Source organism: Xenorhabdus sp. BG5 (assembly GCF_015163665.1).
Lineage (GTDB): Bacteria > Pseudomonadota > Gammaproteobacteria > Enterobacterales > Enterobacteriaceae > Xenorhabdus.
Map to the genome: position 1 here is coordinate 18,634 of NZ_JADEUG010000002.1, position 16,276 is coordinate 34,909.

16 protein-coding genes are annotated in these 16,276 nt (G+C 43.0%); 4 read left to right on the forward strand and 12 right to left on the reverse strand.

Translation table 11 applies throughout. The features are described 5' to 3' along the window. Positions 1-466: 466 nt before the first annotated feature. The gene (locus IQ209_RS18555) at positions 467-1,108 is read right to left on the reverse strand and encodes a tail fiber assembly protein (RefSeq protein WP_339378871.1); all 642 of its coding nucleotides are present in this window, start codon (positions 1,106-1,108) and stop codon (positions 467-469) included. Continuing rightward, positions 1,003-1,353: a DNA circularization N-terminal domain-containing protein gene (locus IQ209_RS02095; protein WP_193848842.1), complete on the reverse strand. Its 351-nt coding sequence runs from the start codon at positions 1,351-1,353 to the stop codon at positions 1,003-1,005. Before IQ209_RS02095 ends, IQ209_RS18555 begins: the two co-directional genes overlap by 106 nt. A 69-nt stretch (positions 1,354-1,422) precedes the next feature. Here IQ209_RS02095 and IQ209_RS02100 point away from each other — a divergent pair, with 69 nt between their 5' ends. Together IQ209_RS02100 and IQ209_RS02105 are read left to right on the forward strand one after the other, a co-directional pair. Continuing rightward, complete coding sequence (locus tag IQ209_RS02100; RefSeq protein ID WP_193848541.1) at positions 1,423-1,725, forward strand: type II toxin-antitoxin system HigB family toxin; 303 nt, start codon at positions 1,423-1,425, stop codon at positions 1,723-1,725. A gap of 3 nt (positions 1,726-1,728) precedes the next feature. Continuing rightward, positions 1,729-2,103 (forward strand): type II toxin-antitoxin system HigA family antitoxin, encoded by a 375-nt coding sequence (locus tag IQ209_RS02105; RefSeq protein ID WP_193848543.1) that lies wholly within the window; start codon positions 1,729-1,731, stop codon positions 2,101-2,103. A gap of 4 nt (positions 2,104-2,107) precedes the next feature. Here IQ209_RS02105 and IQ209_RS02110 read toward each other — a convergent pair whose 3' ends face one another. Both IQ209_RS02110 and IQ209_RS02115 read right to left on the reverse strand, forming a co-directional pair. After that, a complete protein-coding gene (locus IQ209_RS02110; protein ID WP_193848545.1) occupies positions 2,108-2,740 on the reverse strand; it encodes a hypothetical protein in 633 nt (210 codons plus the stop codon). Positions 2,741-2,902: 162 nt separating this feature from the next. Next, on the reverse strand, positions 2,903-3,163 hold the full coding sequence (locus IQ209_RS02115; RefSeq protein WP_193848547.1) for a BRO family protein: 261 nt from the start codon (positions 3,161-3,163) through the stop codon (positions 2,903-2,905). A 355-nt stretch (positions 3,164-3,518) separates the two neighbouring features. Between IQ209_RS02115 and IQ209_RS02120 the strand changes: the two genes are divergently transcribed. Continuing rightward, positions 3,519-3,905 carry a hypothetical protein gene (locus IQ209_RS02120; RefSeq protein ID WP_193848549.1) on the forward strand — a complete coding sequence of 129 codons (387 nt, stop codon included), beginning with the start codon at positions 3,519-3,521 and terminating at the stop codon, positions 3,903-3,905. 32 nt (positions 3,906-3,937) lie between these two features. Here the strand turns inward: IQ209_RS02120 and IQ209_RS02125 are convergent, their stop codons facing one another. The 4 genes from IQ209_RS02125 to guaB all read right to left on the reverse strand — a co-directional run bounded on the left by IQ209_RS02125 (position 3,938) and on the right by guaB (position 8,113). After that, complete coding sequence (locus IQ209_RS02125; RefSeq protein WP_228005665.1) at positions 3,938-4,132, reverse strand: Lar family restriction alleviation protein; 195 nt, start codon at positions 4,130-4,132, stop codon at positions 3,938-3,940. Beyond that, positions 4,132-4,761: a lysis protein gene (locus IQ209_RS18685; RefSeq protein ID WP_339378872.1), complete on the reverse strand. Its 630-nt coding sequence runs from the start codon at positions 4,759-4,761 to the stop codon at positions 4,132-4,134. The genes IQ209_RS02125 and IQ209_RS18685 overlap by 1 nt, the downstream gene beginning before the upstream one ends. A gap of 227 nt (positions 4,762-4,988) precedes the next feature. Then, a complete protein-coding gene (gene guaA / locus IQ209_RS02140) occupies positions 4,989-6,566 on the reverse strand; it encodes a glutamine-hydrolyzing GMP synthase (protein WP_193848557.1) in 1,578 nt (525 codons plus the stop codon). Between the two features lie 80 nt (positions 6,567-6,646). Beyond that, on the reverse strand, positions 6,647-8,113 hold the full coding sequence (gene guaB, locus IQ209_RS02145) for an IMP dehydrogenase (RefSeq protein ID WP_193848559.1): 1,467 nt from the start codon (positions 8,111-8,113) through the stop codon (positions 6,647-6,649). Positions 8,114-8,286: 173 nt separating this feature from the next. Between guaB and xseA the strand changes: the two genes are divergently transcribed. Further along, the gene (xseA, locus tag IQ209_RS02150) at positions 8,287-9,654 is read left to right on the forward strand and encodes an exodeoxyribonuclease VII large subunit (RefSeq protein WP_193848561.1); all 1,368 of its coding nucleotides are present in this window, start codon (positions 8,287-8,289) and stop codon (positions 9,652-9,654) included. A 74-nt stretch (positions 9,655-9,728) separates the two neighbouring features. On the opposite strand, the gene IQ209_RS02155 is transcribed toward xseA, so the two are convergent. The 4 genes from IQ209_RS02155 to IQ209_RS02170 all read right to left on the reverse strand — a co-directional run bounded on the left by IQ209_RS02155 (position 9,729) and on the right by IQ209_RS02170 (position 16,215). Then, positions 9,729-12,002, reverse strand: coding sequence for a TonB-dependent receptor domain-containing protein (locus tag IQ209_RS02155; RefSeq protein WP_193848563.1), 2,274 nt, complete (start codon positions 12,000-12,002; stop codon positions 9,729-9,731). A 126-nt stretch (positions 12,003-12,128) separates the two neighbouring features. Then, a complete protein-coding gene (locus IQ209_RS02160) occupies positions 12,129-14,198 on the reverse strand; it encodes a S9 family peptidase (RefSeq protein WP_228005679.1) in 2,070 nt (689 codons plus the stop codon). Between the two features lie 183 nt (positions 14,199-14,381). Beyond that, on the reverse strand, positions 14,382-15,185 hold the full coding sequence (locus IQ209_RS02165; protein WP_193848565.1) for an energy transducer TonB: 804 nt from the start codon (positions 15,183-15,185) through the stop codon (positions 14,382-14,384). A gap of 112 nt (positions 15,186-15,297) precedes the next feature. After that, positions 15,298-16,215, reverse strand: a complete 918-nt coding sequence (locus IQ209_RS02170; RefSeq protein ID WP_193848567.1) for a ChaN family lipoprotein — start codon at positions 16,213-16,215, stop codon at positions 15,298-15,300. Positions 16,216-16,276 lie beyond the last annotated feature (61 nt).

The following is a 16,276-nucleotide window of genomic DNA, read 5'->3' on the forward strand; positions in this document are numbered from 1 at the left end:
ATATAAACCACTTTGTTGGCGGATCAGTTTTATTGTCTTCTCTTGTGTCTTCAAGAAAGTGCCCAACGCGATTGGAAAAACACTAGAGTATATGATGTGATTTAGTGAGATATAAAGACAAAAAAGCCCTGAAATCAGGGCTGTAATTAGAAAATCATGATGATTTGGTGAGGCTTGGGGAAGCTTTAAATCATTCCCATTCAATTATTTACTTGATGTTTATTTACTTGATTTTAAAAGAAATATATAAATAATAAACTTCATATACCGTCACCAGAAAGAAGTGCCTTTGTAGGACGAAATCTATAGTCGATAATTATTTTATACCAAAACAGCCCGTTCAGTCACCAGTCCCCCCTGCCCCACATTCCACACCGAATCTTCCGGCATCTGGACACGGACATCTAAGCGACAGCCTTCGGGGATGTCACAGGGTTCAGCATGAGGAGCTCGCAGCCCCCTGTACTCATTTCGGTTGTTCCGGCCACTGGATATCGGGTGCGGTAGCGCAATCCACCCGATTGAGCAGCACCCGGTATTTGCGCCAGGCGGTTAATGCGGATTTTTCGGCATCGGTGGCCATGTCTAAATCGACGGCGTCCTGATAAATATCAATTTTGACTCTGGCTGTATCCAACAATTGCCGTTTTTCATACTCAGCCTGTTGCTGTAGCTCCTCAGGTGTCGGAGGGGGCGGCGGCGGGACATCATCCACCGAACGGGTCACCATGCCTATCCATTGATCCGCAGTCTGTCTAATAATTCGTATTCGTATTCCCTGCACCACGGAGCGAATTTCACCCCGCACCATTGAGACGTATTTTGCTAACATCGTGGTGTAGGTTCGCAGCCAATTCTGACCGACCGCGGTCGCAGATTTGGTGCTGTTGGTGACCGCAAAAAATTTCAGGCCAGATTCAATCACCGTTAATGTGAATTCAAACACCCGACCGGATTCTGCACTCTCCGTCATGCGCAGCCCGCTTTCTGTCACACTGACCGTCAGTTCACCCAGCGTCGGATGTACCAGCGTGCCTGTTGACCCCATTTCACAGGCAGCAACCAAATTTTTACGCTGGGTAATGACATCTGGCGCGTTATAAACCACGCTATCCTGAATGATAAACCCCGCAGGGTAATTCGGCGGGTTGCGCGTCCTAGATCCTCAATCCATGCTGTATCACGGTACGGGTATTCATGCACCGCCTGACGACGACCAAATACGCTCTCACCGGATATGACGGCAAACGGTACACCCCGGAACGATGCCGGACGCAAATGTTCCGCCCATTTCCAGGACGAACCGCTGCCGGTTCCCAGCAGGGAAGAGATGGCATCTTTAATAAAAGCCATATAAACCCTCTTTTGGTAAAACTCTTACTGTTACTTGCAAAAGTCCCATAGTGGGACTACCATTGAATTATGAAAATAATATCCGTTGCATCACTGAAAGCGTTCTGGGAAAAGCACCCAGATACGGAACAGCCATTAAAAGCTTGGTTTGATGAGGCCAAAAAAGCCTCGTGGAAGACGCCTGCTGACATCAAGGCTCAATACCGCAATGCAAGCATTCTGAAAAATAATCGAGTGGTATTTAACATTAAGGGAAATGATTATCGATTAATCGTCTCCATCTTTTACCCCGCTGGATGGGTATACGTTAAATTTATCGGTACGCACAAACAGTACGATGCCATAGATGCCAACACTGTAGAGCCGGAGTAAATAATGAACATTAAACCCATTAGAACCGAACAAGACTATCAAGCAGCATTAGCAGCCATCGCTCCTATGTTTGATAATCAGCCAGAAATTGGCACACCTGAATTTGATTTTATGGAGGTTATGGTGTTGCTGATTGAATCCTATGAATCCGAGCATTATCCAATAGACCCGCCAGACCCCATTGAGGCTATCAAGTTCAGAATGGAGCAATCCGGTCTGACGGTTAAAGATTTAGAGCCTGCTATCGGCAAATCGAACCGCGTTTATGAGGTTTTGAACCGTAAGCGTAACCTGACATTACCCATGATCCGCAACCTGAATTGCATGTTCGGTATTCCCGCAGATGTTTTGATAAAACCAACCAAAATAGCCCCCTAAGGGGCTATTTTTTACATGGCAGGTATAGCTTCCAATCTTCAACGTCAGTGTTCAACTCACAGATCCTTTTACCTGCTGGCGATATTAGATACTCGTTGTATACACGCCCCTCACCTTCTCTTATTTCGCTTTGTTCAACAACTAAACTACCTATGTATTTATTATTTTCTGGCTTACCTACTAAGTTAGACATGTTAACAAATGTTAAATCACCGTCTGTAATGAATTTTTCCTTTATATTCATGTACTGATTATCAAAAGGAATTGTGAAAGCATGTATAGCATGACTGACGGCCCAAGCCGGAACAGAGAAGTAAACAATCCCTTTCTCGTGGTTGTAACCTACGATTTTCATGTTAGAAAGAGTCGTTTTGGGATCTTTAGTGTATCTTTGCCGTATAATATCTTCTTTTCCACGAAAACCATTTTGAGTTACATAAATTATCCTGCCACTGCTCTTGGGCTTGGGTGATCGTGGGTTCTTTTCTTCAATAGTAACGATAGCTAACGATTCTTTAGAGTTGGGTATCAACTGCCTTAGCTTTTCAACCTTGCTCGCTGCCTTGGCGCAATCAAAACTTGCAGCATTGGCGGTTGCAGAGAACAGAAAAAAAGCGATGACAATTTTCTTTAGCATCTCCTAACCTCTCTTTTTACGAAAATGAAAATAAAGAAGCCAATAACTTCAAAATTTCCTTAACATCACTTTTTGCTGTAGAACAAAGTAACTAACAACCCATAAAGGATAATAAAACACCTTATAATAACGTGGTTTTGCTTACTTGATACCAGCCCTACGTTATGCACCACGAAGAGAGTACAATCTGATATCATGCAAAAAATTGTCGTAACCTGTTGATTTATCCGTGGTCCTCACTTTGGCAGTGGTGCTCATACTCTCGGTGAACTCATCTTTGTGCCTGCTGTAAAGGTTTGCCACTTTCTTACTGTCTTTATAGCCCAGCAATTCGGCCAGATGCTCACCCGTAAACCAAATCTTCCCATCCTTATTGTCAAATGAAATGATTTCATGTTCTTTGAAAGTTAATGCTGTACTCATCGCGTATTACCTACATTTGAAATGAACCCTCGTTCACATAGGAAATCAGCCCGTCGAAGCTCGCCAGCTATAGCTGACTTCCTCGAAGGCTCATATCAAAGTGATTGGATTCGACGTTGAAAGAATGGCGCTGTGAATGCGCAGTTGAAAATAAAATGCCACCAGCCCGTGTGCGTTGGGTACACGATGGGAACGGGTGGCAGCATGGGTTATTTCTGTAGCCATTCAAGGAATGGGTATAAGGATATTTGCTTTAGTTTCAGATGGTAACTAATTGTTAAGCATTATTCGCTTGTTGTTGGATGGAAATGGGTTTAAGTATTACTAAGGTCTTTATTTTTACGGAGGCTACTCTATGTCCCAAGTACATCGCGATTATTTTGATATTATTAGACCTTTAATTCATCCATATCAGCAAGAAAACGGAATTATGTCACTGGAAATACAAGGGGCTGCAGTGCTACTTGTTTTCATGACAGCAGCTAACCGTCTAGGGATTCAAAATACTCAGCAAATATTAACTGATCTAGGATTCACTCTATCTAATGACCGAATCAGTCTATTACCGCACCCATTTGATATAGATATGAATTATTATCAACGGAATGTAATTGGTCCTTTATCTACTGATACTAGTGGAAGATTGAATTTTGCCTCTATCGTTCAAAGAACTCGTAATGTTCATGACCAAATTGATGCTTATCTAGACTATTTTCGCTACTTCCCATCCAGCCCTTTATGACTTCAGTTACCTAATATGCACGCCACCCTAGATCATTTGCTCTGAGGTGGCGAGGTGTTCTCTGCTCTCTGGTTCCACGCAATCACAGCTTCCTCTGTAGTATCTGATTCTGGCCCAGCAGCATTACAGTCAATACATTGCACAAAAAACCACGTGTCATCCAAATATGAGTTTATTTCCGTATCCCCACTACCGCAAAATGGGCACGGTTTGAGTTTGCCTGCCATTACTGCTTTCTCCCACATTCAGTCTTCGCCCACTCTCTCAATCCGAGAAACTGGGCTTCAAGGGTTTCGAGTTCTCCGAGGAGACGTACATAATCCTGTTCAGCGTCTTTCGCCAGTCTGGCGGGTCTTGAACCATCCACGCCGGAGGGGAAAGCTGTTTCAGACACGGAACACTCGGCTTTGATGTACACGCGCTTAGTGTTAGCGCGGAGAGTATCGCTAAGCTCATCAAGTTTAGATTTAGCATTGGCGAGTTCCTGTAATTGCTTGGTATCCCATTCTGCGAGATGCTGGATTCTCTCTTGCTGGGTAGTGTTAATGGCGACCTGTTCGTCATACCCTAACTTTAAGTTAGGGTATTCTTCGGCCTTGTTATGGTATTGTGTCACCAACCATATTGGATACCAAAAGTAACCATTGAAATAACCAGAGCCGCAGCGGAAGAATTTACAATTCCATTCTACACCGTCCCAGGTGAAATGCTGGCTGATTTTGTGACAGATAAAATAATTACAGCCTTGCAAGAAATGAGCTTCCCAGAAGCTGATATTGACGTGTTCATCACCGATGACTAGCGAATTCGAGAACGCAAGGAGGACGGTGGCGAGGGAATGCCTGTCCGAACTCAAACATCTACCCAAATACGATGATACCGCAGTTACCGCAATCCTCGATAAATACGTACCCCAATTTAAACCACTCAACCACATGAAATTCAGCACTAAATCAGTGCTGGTGCACTATGTGCGGTTGATTCAGAAGGAGATGAAATGAACTTTTTAGACAAAAAAGCCCTGAAATCAGGGCTGTAATTAGAAAATCATGATGATTTGGTGAGGCCTGGGGAAGCTTTAAATCATTCCCATTCAATCGTCGCTGGTGGTTTACCGCTAATGTCATAGACTACCCGCGAAATACCATCAACTTCATTAATGATTCTGTTCGAGACACGACCCAAGAAGTCATATGGCAGATGCGCCCAATGAGCGGTCATAAAGTCAATAGTTTCTACCGCACGCAGAGAAACAACCCAGTCGTATTTACGGCCATCTCCCATAACACCAACAGAACGAACTGGCAGGAATACGGTAAATGCCTGGCTGACTTTATGGTACAGATCCGCTTTATGCAGTTCTTCAATAAAGATAGCATCAGCACGGCGTAGCAAGTCACAATATTCTTTCTTCACTTCGCCCAATACGCGAACACCAAGGCCTGGACCTGGGAATGGATGACGATACAGCATGTCATATGGCAGGCCCAATTCCAGACCGATACGGCGTACTTCGTCTTTGAACAACTCTTTCAGCGGTTCAACCAGACCCAGCTTCATATCTTCTGGTAAGCCACCAACATTGTGGTGAGATTTAATTACATGGGCGTTGCCAGTTGCAGATGCGGCTGACTCGATAACATCTGGGTAAATCGTGCCCTGTGCCAACCACTTAACCTGAATTTGTTTCGATGCTTCTTCATCAAACACATCAATAAATACGTGACCGATGGTTTTGCGTTTAGCTTCTGGCTCATCAATGCCTGCCAGTGCAGACAGGAAGCGCTCTTCCGCTTTAACATGTACGATGTTCAGGTCAAATTTACCTGCAAACATCTCCATCACTTGATCCGCTTCGTTCAAACGCAGCAAGCCATTATCGACGAAAACGCAAGTCAGACGCTTACCAATCGCACGGTTTAACAGCAGTGCAGTCACAGAAGAATCCACGCCGCCAGACAATGCCAGGATAACATGGTCATCACCAATCTGTGTACGCAGACGTTCTACGATATCACCGATGATAGAAGCCGGAGTCCACAAAACTTCACATTGACAAATATCCAAAACAAAGCGTTTCAGGATATTCAGACCTTGGTGAGTATGGGTGACTTCCGGGTGGAACTGCACGCCATAAAAGCGTTTTTCATCGTTGGCCATGATAGCAAACGGGCAAGTATCTGTGCTGGCAATGGTTGTAAAGTCAGCAGGGATCGCCGTCACTTTATCACCATGACTCATCCATACATCCAGCAGAGGTTTGCCCGTTTCATTCAGGGCATCTTGAATATCGCGGAATAGTTCGCAATTATTCTTGATTTCAACCTGTGCATAACCAAATTCGCGCTCATCAGAGTTAGAAACTTGACCGCCCAATTGCATAGACATGGTTTGCATACCGTAGCAGATACCCAGTACAGGTACGCCTGCATTGAAAACATACTCCGGTGCACGCGGGCTATTGTTCTCAGTCGTACTTTCTGGCCCACCAGAAAGGATAATACCATTCGGATTAAATTCACGGATTTGTTCTTCAGTGACATTCCATGTCCAAAGTTCACAATAAACACCAATTTCACGAATGCGGCGAGCAATAAGCTGGGTATACTGCGAGCCAAAATCAAGGATCAGAATGCGATGCTGATGGATATTAGTCGTCATTTGAGGTGAATTCCCAAAACAGGTGGCAATTAAAAAAATAAAAAAGTCAGTGGCCCAAAGATGGGCCACTCTAAATAAAATTACAGACCTAAACGATAGTTTGGTGATTCTTTGGTGATCGTCACGTCATGAACGTGGCTTTCCTGAATACCTGCACCACTGATACGAACGAATTCGGCTTTAGTTCTTAGTTCATCAATAGTTGCGCAACCGGTCAGTCCCATACAGGAACGCAAACCGCCCATTTGCTGGTGAACGATGGTTTTCAGCAGGCCCTTGTAAGATACGCGACCTTCGATGCCTTCAGGAACCAGTTTGTCAGCCGCATTATCAGATTGGAAGTAACGATCAGAAGAACCTTTGGACATCGCGCCCAAAGAACCCATGCCGCGATAAGATTTGAACGAACGGCCTTGGTAAAGTTCGATTTCACCCGGAGATTCTTCTGTTCCTGCCAGCATGGAGCCAACCATCACACATGATGCCCCCGCTGCAATTGCTTTAGCAATGTCACCAGAGAAACGGATACCACCGTCAGCAATAACCGGAATGCCAGTGCTATTCAGTGCTTCAACTGCATCTGCGATAGCCGTGATTTGAGGAACACCAACACCCGTCACGATACGGGTTGTACAAATAGAACCAGGACCGATACCCACCTTAACTGCGTTTACACCTGCTTCTACCAGTGCCTTAGCACCTTCACCTGTCGCAACGTTACCGCCGATGATTTGCAAATCCGGATACTTAGCGCGAGTTTCACGAATACGCTGCAATACGCCTTCCGAATGACCGTGGGAAGAGTCAATAAGCAGTACATCGACTCCCGCAGCAACCAATGCATCAACGCGTTCTTCGTTGCCAGGACCTGCACCAACCGCAGCACCAACACGCAGGCGACCTTGTTCGTCTTTACATGCGTTTGGTTTACGTTCTGCTTTCTGGAAATCTTTCACCGTAATCATGCCAAGCAAGTGGAAGTGATCATCAACAACCAGCGCTTTTTCAACACGTTGTTCGTGCATTTTCTGCAAAACCACTTCACGGGCTTCGCCTTCTTTTACCGTCACCAAACGTTCTTTAGGCGTCATCACCGCAGTTACAGGCTGATCCAGATCAGTCACAAAGCGCACATCACGACCAGTAATGATACCTACTAGTTCGTTTTTTCCTGTTACCACTGGGTAACCTGCAAAACCATTACGGTTGGCCAGTTCATGAACTTCGCGCAGAGTCGTCTGTGGCGTGACAGTGACAGGATCAGTTACCACACCGCTTTCATGTTTCTTCACGCGGCTGACTTCTTCCGCTTGGCGTTCAATTGACATATTTTTATGAATGAAGCCGATGCCCCCTTCTTGTGCCAGTGCGATTGCCAGTGAAGATTCCGTCACAGTATCCATAGCGGCAGAAAGCATCGGTATGTTCAGGCGAATAGTGGAAGTTAATTGAGTGGACAAATCTGCTGTGTTAGGCAAGACTGTTGAGTGGGCAGGAACCAACAATACATCGTCGAAAGTTAATGCTTCTTTTTTAATTCGTAACATGGGCAATATCTCACCAGGCTATGGAGCAATAAGAGGGATAAAATATTGCCGCGGCATTATACAGGCCGAAATCGGTTGCCTCCAGCATTTTTTGAAAAAAATTCTTGATTAGTAATATGATGGGATTAATATCAGCCAATTAAGTCATTGTTTTAAAATTTGATCTAGCTCACATGTCACTACCAATCAATACCGGAATTTTTTCCGTTAGCCGTTTAAATCAGACTGTTCGTCAGTTACTTGAGCTGGAAATGGGCAGAATTTGGTTATCCGCCGAAATATCCAATTTTTCCCAGCCATCGTCAGGGCATTGGTACTTCACATTAAAAGATGAACGGGCACAAGTTCGTGCTGCTATGTTTCGCAGTCACAATTTGAGGGCAACATTTCATCCACAAAATGGTCAGCAAGTATTGGTTCGGGCACAAATCACATTGTATGAACCCAGGGGTGACTATCAACTGATTGTAGAAAGTATCCAACCTGCCGGAGAGGGTTTGCTGCAACAACAGTTTGAAATGCTTAAGCAAAAGCTTTTCACCGAAGGCTTTTTCGATCAAATTCACAAAAAATCATTGCCCTCTCCAGCCAAACGACTCGGTGTCATCACTTCCAGTAGTGGCGCAGCACTGCATGATATTCTGCATATCCTGAAACGCCGTGATCCTTCCTTGCCAATCGTCATTTATCCTACAGCTGTCCAGGGAGCCGAAGCGCCATTACAGATTATTCGGGCAATCGAACTGGCAAATGCACGACAAGAGTGTGATGTTTTGATTGTCGGCCGCGGCGGCGGATCTTTGGAAGACTTGTGGTGTTTCAATGATGAACAAGTAGCACGGGCAATATTCCAAAGCCATATTCCCATTGTTAGTGCTGTCGGTCATGAAACCGATGTCACTATTGCGGATTTTGTCGCTGATTTACGCGCACCGACGCCTTCTGCGGCAGCAGAGTTAGTTAGCCGCAATCAAATAGAGTTATTGCGACAAATACAATCCCTGCAACAACGTCTAGAAATGGCAATGGATTATTTCTTTGCTCAAAAACAACAGAGAGTTAATGTATTGCAGCATCGCCTCCAGCAGCAACGTCCTGATTTGCAATTGGTGCGTCAGCAGAATTATTTAGCTGAGTTACGGCAAAAGTTGATTGATAGTTTTTTACGTTGCCTAAAACAGCGCTCAGTTTCATATGAGAAACTGAATCAGCGATTGTTACAAATCCATCCTGAGTGGGAAATTCAGCGCTACAGTCAATCCATTCAACAAGTTGATTTTCGTTTAAAACAGGCTATTGAACGCCAGTTAGGGCGTTATCGGGAAAGATTTGCCATTTCCTGTTCGCGCATGGAGGCTGTTAGCCCACTGGCAACGTTAAGTCGTGGTTATAGTATTAGCGAAGCTCCTGATGGAAAGTTGCTAAGGCAGGTTAAGCAAGTAAAAGCAGGGGATATGCTGAAAACGCGGTTGCAGGATGGCTGGGTTGAGAGTCAGGTAACACAGGTTACAAAAGTTAGTAAGAGAAAGAAATTAAAATAGATTTAATAAGATAGCGGTGAATTTTTACCGCTATCTTTATATGGCTATTTAAATGCTATTTTCCATTAGAGAAATTAGAAGCGAATTTCTGCACCCATGACGTAGGTTCTGCCGCGGGCGGTTTGAGTTTTTGTGTCTTGCTCCGCTATAAACGCTGATGAATTCATACGGTTCAATGCGTCAGAATAGTTTCGGTTAGTTAAATTCTGAACGGAAAATTTAACTAAAATATTTTTATTAATTTGATAATCGGTATATAAATCAATAATAGTCGGTATTTTATCATCTTTTTTCATGTGTGCTAGCATCACACCGTCCTCATTCAATTCCATTGAAGACTCCTGACGATAAGATTTCCCTGTATATTTTGCAATAGCGCCAATACGCATTTTTTCATCAAACAAACGCACTCCCATATCCAGAGTAGCATAGCGCTCCGGCAATTGAGATGCAGGACTTGCACCAAAAATGACCGATGAAATTGAAGTTGGTTGCTCTGTTTTTTGCTGACTATATGCTAATGAGCTGTAGAATATGCCAGCATCATAATTCATCGAAAGTTCATAACCACGCATGGTTACTGGTGTCAGGCTATTACTATGAATATAAAAATTAAAGTTAGGGTTGATACCAGCCCAATCTTCATCTGTCAACGACTCATCATTTTTACAAATTCTACCTCCCACACAAAGTAAATAAGATTCACTGAGGATGTAATTTTTTATTTTAGTATGAAACATTGTAGCCTTGAAACGGAACGAATCCCCTTCCACAATTAAATTCGGGCGATAGCTATTAAATCCAATTTGATAAGTATCCGCTTTTTCTCCTTTCAAGAATGGATTAATAGAACCGCCACTTTCATTAGTATAAAAAATTTCCTGAATATTTGGTGCTCTCATTGAGTGAGTATAGCTTACAAATGGCTCAAATTCAGGGATGATTTCTGCTGATAATAAAATACTTGGATTAAATCCACGCTCTTTTAAGTTTAATTGTGCCTCCCATTGTGGGAAACAATTTACACGTTGATCGCAGGCTGGTTTGAATCCTTTAATACTATAATCCAAATAATTTAACCCCAGATTAGCGGTATAAATGCCCCGTTCAATTTTTAATCTACTGTAAATACTGGTAATATCTTGTTTACCACTTGGCGCAAAGGTATTGTGTTCTTGTATCTCTCCATCTGTTTTTTCATCCTCCGAACTTGTATCTATTTTTTTACGATATTCAGTTCTCATCCATTTGCTACCCAGCGTGAACGCAAAATCAGTGCCACCATAATTGAGTCGGCTGGTATTGCTGATATTGATAGCATCGGATTGACTTTTTGCTTCACTCTTACCCAATACCCCCACTGAATGATTTTGAAAATTTTGTTGGCCATTGCTGGTACTCAGCATAACTTTGGTATCAACCAATTCAGTAAATGGCGTATAGTGATACTTCAAATAATAATCATTATTATCAATATGACGGCTGTTAAATTTATTATGGTAAAGACGACTGCTTAATTCCAGATCATGAAAATCATTGGGTTTAATATTGAGTTTCATCAATTGAGAATTTGGCTTTTGTTTAAATGTTTTGTTTGTACCAAACTCTTCACTACTGATACCATCCGCATTTCGATAATGAGCTTCAATATTATGCCCACTGACAGCGAATAGCACGCCTAAAGAACCTTCTGGGCTGAACGCCTGTGTTTTTCCTGCAACAGCCATCATACCACTTCGACCGATACCATTATTACCATATGACCATTTAGTACGAACACCCAGATTATTACCTTCGAATATAACATCATCAACACCAATGGTACGGAAATTAGCACTTCCAACCAAGGCATTAATGGAGTCAGCGTCATCAGCTTGTCCACGAGAAACGTCGACACGAACAATAAAATTGGGATCAACTAATGCCCCAAACTGACTATAAGGTTGTCCACCATGCGAAAATTCACTGGGGGAAGAACCATAAAAGGTCTGACTAACACCATCCACCATCATATTAACGCGGCCAAAGCCACTTAAGCCACGGATATTAACACTCACAACCCCTTGCCCTTGGCTTGCATCCATCTGAGTATAAGTGCCTGGCAAACTACGCAATAGGCTATCTACGGATTCTAATTTATTATCTTCCCCCACAGAGCTATAAGCCCCTGGTTTTTCCATGGCCTCAATCTGAGGAGAATTATGATTATCCTGAGAGCCTGAAACTTTCAGGCTACTGAATCGTATGACCTTCTCTTTTTTATCATCATTGCCATTTTCAGCATAAGCGATACCCTGAAGCCCAATCAGCATTGCGCTGGCTCCCGCTATTTTTGCCACAGTTTTCATTAATATATTATCCTAATATTGAAGAATATTTATTACCGCTCACATTGCTTCACAAATTTGTGTAATAAAACACTCAAGACGCTGATAAAATTATCAGCATCCTGAGTAATAATTAGCTATTTTCTATTAATCGTTTAATTCTGGGAAATAGGTTTTAGCGTTATCTAACATTAATAAGAAACTATAATCAAAGGCAATATCATTCAGACGATTAAAACGTCCTGGTTTTCCACCATGCCCCGTATCCATATTAGTCTCTAATAATAACAAACTGTCGCCTTGTTTCATTTCCCTTAATTTCGCTACCCATTTTGCCGGCTCCCAATATTGCACTTGGGAATCATGCAAACCTGTCGTAATTAATAAATGAGGATAGCGTTGATATTGAATATTGTCATAAGGGCTATAGGATTTCATACGGAAATAATCTTCTTTATTATTTGGATTACCCCACTCTTCATATTCACCCGTTGTTAATGGAATAGAGGGATCAAGCATGGTTGTCAAAACATCCACAAAAGGCACTTTTGCAATCACACCACGGTATAATTCTGGCGCCTGATTAATGACCGTCCCCATTAATAATCCCCCCGCGCTGCCACCTTCAGCATAAACGCGCTTGCTATTACCATATCCATCAGCAATCAAGGTTTTGGTCGCATCTATAAAATCGTGAAAACTGTTTAGCTTATTTTTGAGTTTCCCCTGCAAGTACCAATTTTTGCCCAAATCACCACCGCCGCGGACATGCACCAAGGCATAGACAAAGCCTCGATCCAGCAAACTCAGCAAGGCAGAACTAAAATAAGGATCCATGCTGATACCGTAAGAACCATAACCATAAATCAGGATCGGATTCTCACCTTTTTTAAACAAAGATTTGCGGTATACCAGAGAAACAGGAACTTCCACGCCATCACGAGCTTTCACCCAGATGCGCTGGCTTTGATAGTTTTCTTTGTTGAATCCTTTTACTGTCTGTTGCTTCAACAATTCACGCTCACCCGTTTGCATATTCCATTGGAATACTGAACTTGGTGTTGTCATCGATGAATAGCTATAGCGTAAAACATGGGTATCGGGTTCTGGGTTATAACCCAATGATGCCATATAGGCCGGATCATCGAATTGAACCCGTTTTTCCTGTTGGGTTTTCCAGTCAATCTGGCGGATCGACGACAATCCTTTAGTGCGTTCCTGCACAACCAACCAATCGTTGAACAGGGCAAAATTTTCCAGATCGGTATTTTCCTGTGGGGCAATCACGGTTTCCCAAGGGGAATTAATGCTATCTGCCCGATACAAGCCAAATAATGGGTTTTCGTGATTAGAGCGGATATAGAACTGCCCACGAAAATGGTCTAGATCATATTCACGTTCAGCTTGACGAGCAGAAAAAACCTGCGGCTCTGATTGTGGGTGGTTAGCATCAATCAGTCGATATTCTGAACTCGTGTAACTGGTACTCGAAATCAAAATATAATCAAGTGAAGTACTTTCTACAATCGACAGATAGAAGCGTTCATCTTCCTCTTGATAGATCTTTTTATCTTGTTGGCTATCCGTGCCATATTGGTGACGGAATAACTGATAAGGCAGCAACGTTTGTGGATCCCTGCGCACATAAAACAGCGTCTCGCCATCATTTGCCCATACAATGTTGCCAGAAGTATTTTCTACGACGTTATTCTGCCAATCGGTATCACTGAAATTTTTAAATGAGATCTTGTAGTTACGGCGCCCTTGGGTATCCTCTGCCACCGCGATACGCTTATTATCCAATGAAACTGCAAAGCCACCAAGTTGATAAAACTTATGGTCTTTTGCCCGCTCATTACCATCAACCATGACCTGCCAATCAGTTGAATTATCAACTGGCTTGCGCTGATAGATTGGAAAATCTTTTCCTGCCTCATAAACAGTACGATAAATATACCCATTATAGGTATAAGGAACGGACTGATCCTCTTTGCTCATTCTATCAGCCATTTCTTTATAGAGGGTTTCGCGCAATTCCTGGCCTGATTTCAGCCTCTCTTCGGCATATTGGTTCTCAGCCGTTAAGTACTCAATGACGTTTTTATCCTGACGGTTGTCATCACGCAACCAATAATAGTTATCAACACGCATATCCCCGTGGAGATCCATTTTATGCGGCTGTTTTGCGGCCATAGGTGGCACCATATTTTCCTCCATTGCAGTAGTAGCAAAACTGTGACTCAATAAACTACCACTGAGTAACAAGCCAAGCATGACTCTTTTACCGCGCACAACCCTACTGCACATCGTATTACTGCAAACTCTCTTTTTTTTATTCGACCTTTTCGTATCTGGTAAAAACGCCGCCTTATGTTGTGACATGCCATCAACCCTGTATTTTTATTGAGATAAATAAAAATCTATCGGCAGTTCAACCGTAACACTGCCATTAGTTAAAACGATCCCCGGTGGCTTAGGTAAAGGCTGTGCCCTTTCCAACACCATCCTTGCTTCCCTGTCCAGTGAGTTAGTTCCTGAGCGTCGAGTGAGTTCACTGTTAATTACGACACCCAATGGGTTAACCGTAAATTTCACCATCGGCCGCCCTGTTCGTCTTCTTCTCTGGGCATCTTCTGGATATTTTTTATAACGGTTTAAGTGTCCGGCGACCTCTGCCTGCCAAACGGCTTTGGCATCGGCAATAGCATCAGAATTGCTTTCATAGGATGCAGCAGTACGTGCAGTCACATTATCGGCCGTCGCATTACTGGTTGTTGGCGCAGCACTACTTTGGGATTTTTCACTTTCTTGCTCTTTTGCTTTCACTCGCTTAACAGGCTGAGTTTTCTTCGGTGCATCTTGTTCTTTCTTTTTCTTCTTCTGCTTATCCACCAAAAGCAGGGCGTTTTCATTTACATCCAATTTTGGCATGTTAATTTCGTCAACTTTGCTCTCCTGCTGCTTACTGGCAACAGAGAGCTGCTGCTCAATGCCAATGGGCTGTTTTTGTATTTTTTGTAGCGCTTCTGTCTGCATTGACAGTTCCACCATCACCGCCGGCGGAGGAAAAAGCTCCTCAAGATCCACATCCTTTGGTTTGTAGACCAGCCATCCTACGAACAAGGCATGAAGTGTGATCGCAGCGAGAAAGGATTTTGTCACATGACCAGAGTGAGCATTTTGATACGTGGTGTACGTCAACATCTCTTATAGCACATTATGTCAATAATAAATGAAGATGAATGATAATCAATTCAATATATAAATGAAAACTATTTTTATTTGTTAATGAGTCACTTCCTTGTGATACTTACTCTTATTTGGTTATATTTTCACTGACTTTGGGGGTAAACCAGACAAAATCAGCATATTCACTGTCTAAGGAAATCCCTTCTTCCGCGATGACAAAAACAGCTATTTTTTCATTTGGCGCTATTTTTTTGACATGTTGAGGGATCCCCATAGCTTTTACCGCATGATATCCTCCGGCAACCAGTAAGGCAGGTGATGGAGCCTTCATCAATTGTTCTGCCATCCGTTGATCCCGCATTTGCTGAATCTTGGTCATACCAGAAAGAAGTTGTGGCGCTATATTTCCGCCGTGGGAATTTTTAATTGTGGCCTCAATCAGCTTTTTAACTTCATCAGAAACCAAGGAATTTTTATCTTCTGCATTATGATTTTTATACGCTTGTTCAATTTCGCTGCGATCCAAATTTGCGGCCAACAGAGGATAAGGTGCTCTCATCAGTTCCATAACTAAATCACCATACCATTTCCACGGCCAGCCCTGTTGCCATGCCAATAGATTCTGGACCCGCTCTTCCCTGACAATCGGATTACCTTGCAACCAGCTTTTCACCTTATTCACTTTTTCTTGCTGGTTTGGGTTAATCATTTCCAGTAATACGGAACCTTGGGGACGCTGTTGCCCAAGTTGTTGAACTAACCATAACTCGATTTGGTGATGGTAAGGATTGTCATGTTTTTCACCAACAATGACACGAGGGTAATTTGCCAATTGCTCCAGCAGTTGATCTGGCGTGATCGCTTTGCCTGTTGTCATATCAAGCACCACACCAACTCGCATCAACTCGCCAGGGAGAGTTTGCAGCGCTGCCTGAGAGCTATTTTGCGCGCTGTTTAGCGTTGCAGTACAACCTGTAAGAAAACAACCGCCAAGCAGGAGAGAAGCGGTTAAAAAAGTCGATTTTATACGGGTAGAAATTTGCATAACTGTTAGTCATTAGAAGAAAAATTGCCCGCATATTATAGATAATGAGAATTATTTACAA

Coding starts and splice junctions, on each gene's coding strand:
- IQ209_RS02095 (WP_193848842.1), bottom strand. CDS start 1,353: ATGGCTTTTATTAAAGATGCCATCTCTTCCCTGCTGGGAACCGGCAGC.
- IQ209_RS02100 (WP_193848541.1), top strand. CDS start 1,423: ATGAAAATAATATCCGTTGCATCACTGAAAGCGTTCTGGGAAAAGCAC.
- IQ209_RS02105 (WP_193848543.1), top strand. CDS start 1,729: ATGAACATTAAACCCATTAGAACCGAACAAGACTATCAAGCAGCATTA.
- IQ209_RS02110 (WP_193848545.1), bottom strand. CDS start 2,740: ATGCTAAAGAAAATTGTCATCGCTTTTTTTCTGTTCTCTGCAACCGCC.
- IQ209_RS02115 (WP_193848547.1), bottom strand. CDS start 3,163: ATGAGTACAGCATTAACTTTCAAAGAACATGAAATCATTTCATTTGAC.
- IQ209_RS02120 (WP_193848549.1), top strand. CDS start 3,519: ATGTCCCAAGTACATCGCGATTATTTTGATATTATTAGACCTTTAATT.
- IQ209_RS02125 (WP_228005665.1), bottom strand. CDS start 4,132: ATGGCAGGCAAACTCAAACCGTGCCCATTTTGCGGTAGTGGGGATACG.
- guaA (WP_193848557.1), bottom strand. CDS start 6,566: ATGACGACTAATATCCATCAGCATCGCATTCTGATCCTTGATTTTGGC.
- guaB (WP_193848559.1), bottom strand. CDS start 8,113: ATGTTACGAATTAAAAAAGAAGCATTAACTTTCGACGATGTATTGTTG.
- xseA (WP_193848561.1), top strand. CDS start 8,287: ATGTCACTACCAATCAATACCGGAATTTTTTCCGTTAGCCGTTTAAAT.
- IQ209_RS02155 (WP_193848563.1), bottom strand. CDS start 12,002: ATGAAAACTGTGGCAAAAATAGCGGGAGCCAGCGCAATGCTGATTGGG.
- IQ209_RS02160 (WP_228005679.1), bottom strand. CDS start 14,198: ATGGAGGAAAATATGGTGCCACCTATGGCCGCAAAACAGCCGCATAAA.
- IQ209_RS02165 (WP_193848565.1), bottom strand. CDS start 15,185: ATGTTGACGTACACCACGTATCAAAATGCTCACTCTGGTCATGTGACA.
- IQ209_RS02170 (WP_193848567.1), bottom strand. CDS start 16,215: ATGCAAATTTCTACCCGTATAAAATCGACTTTTTTAACCGCTTCTCTC.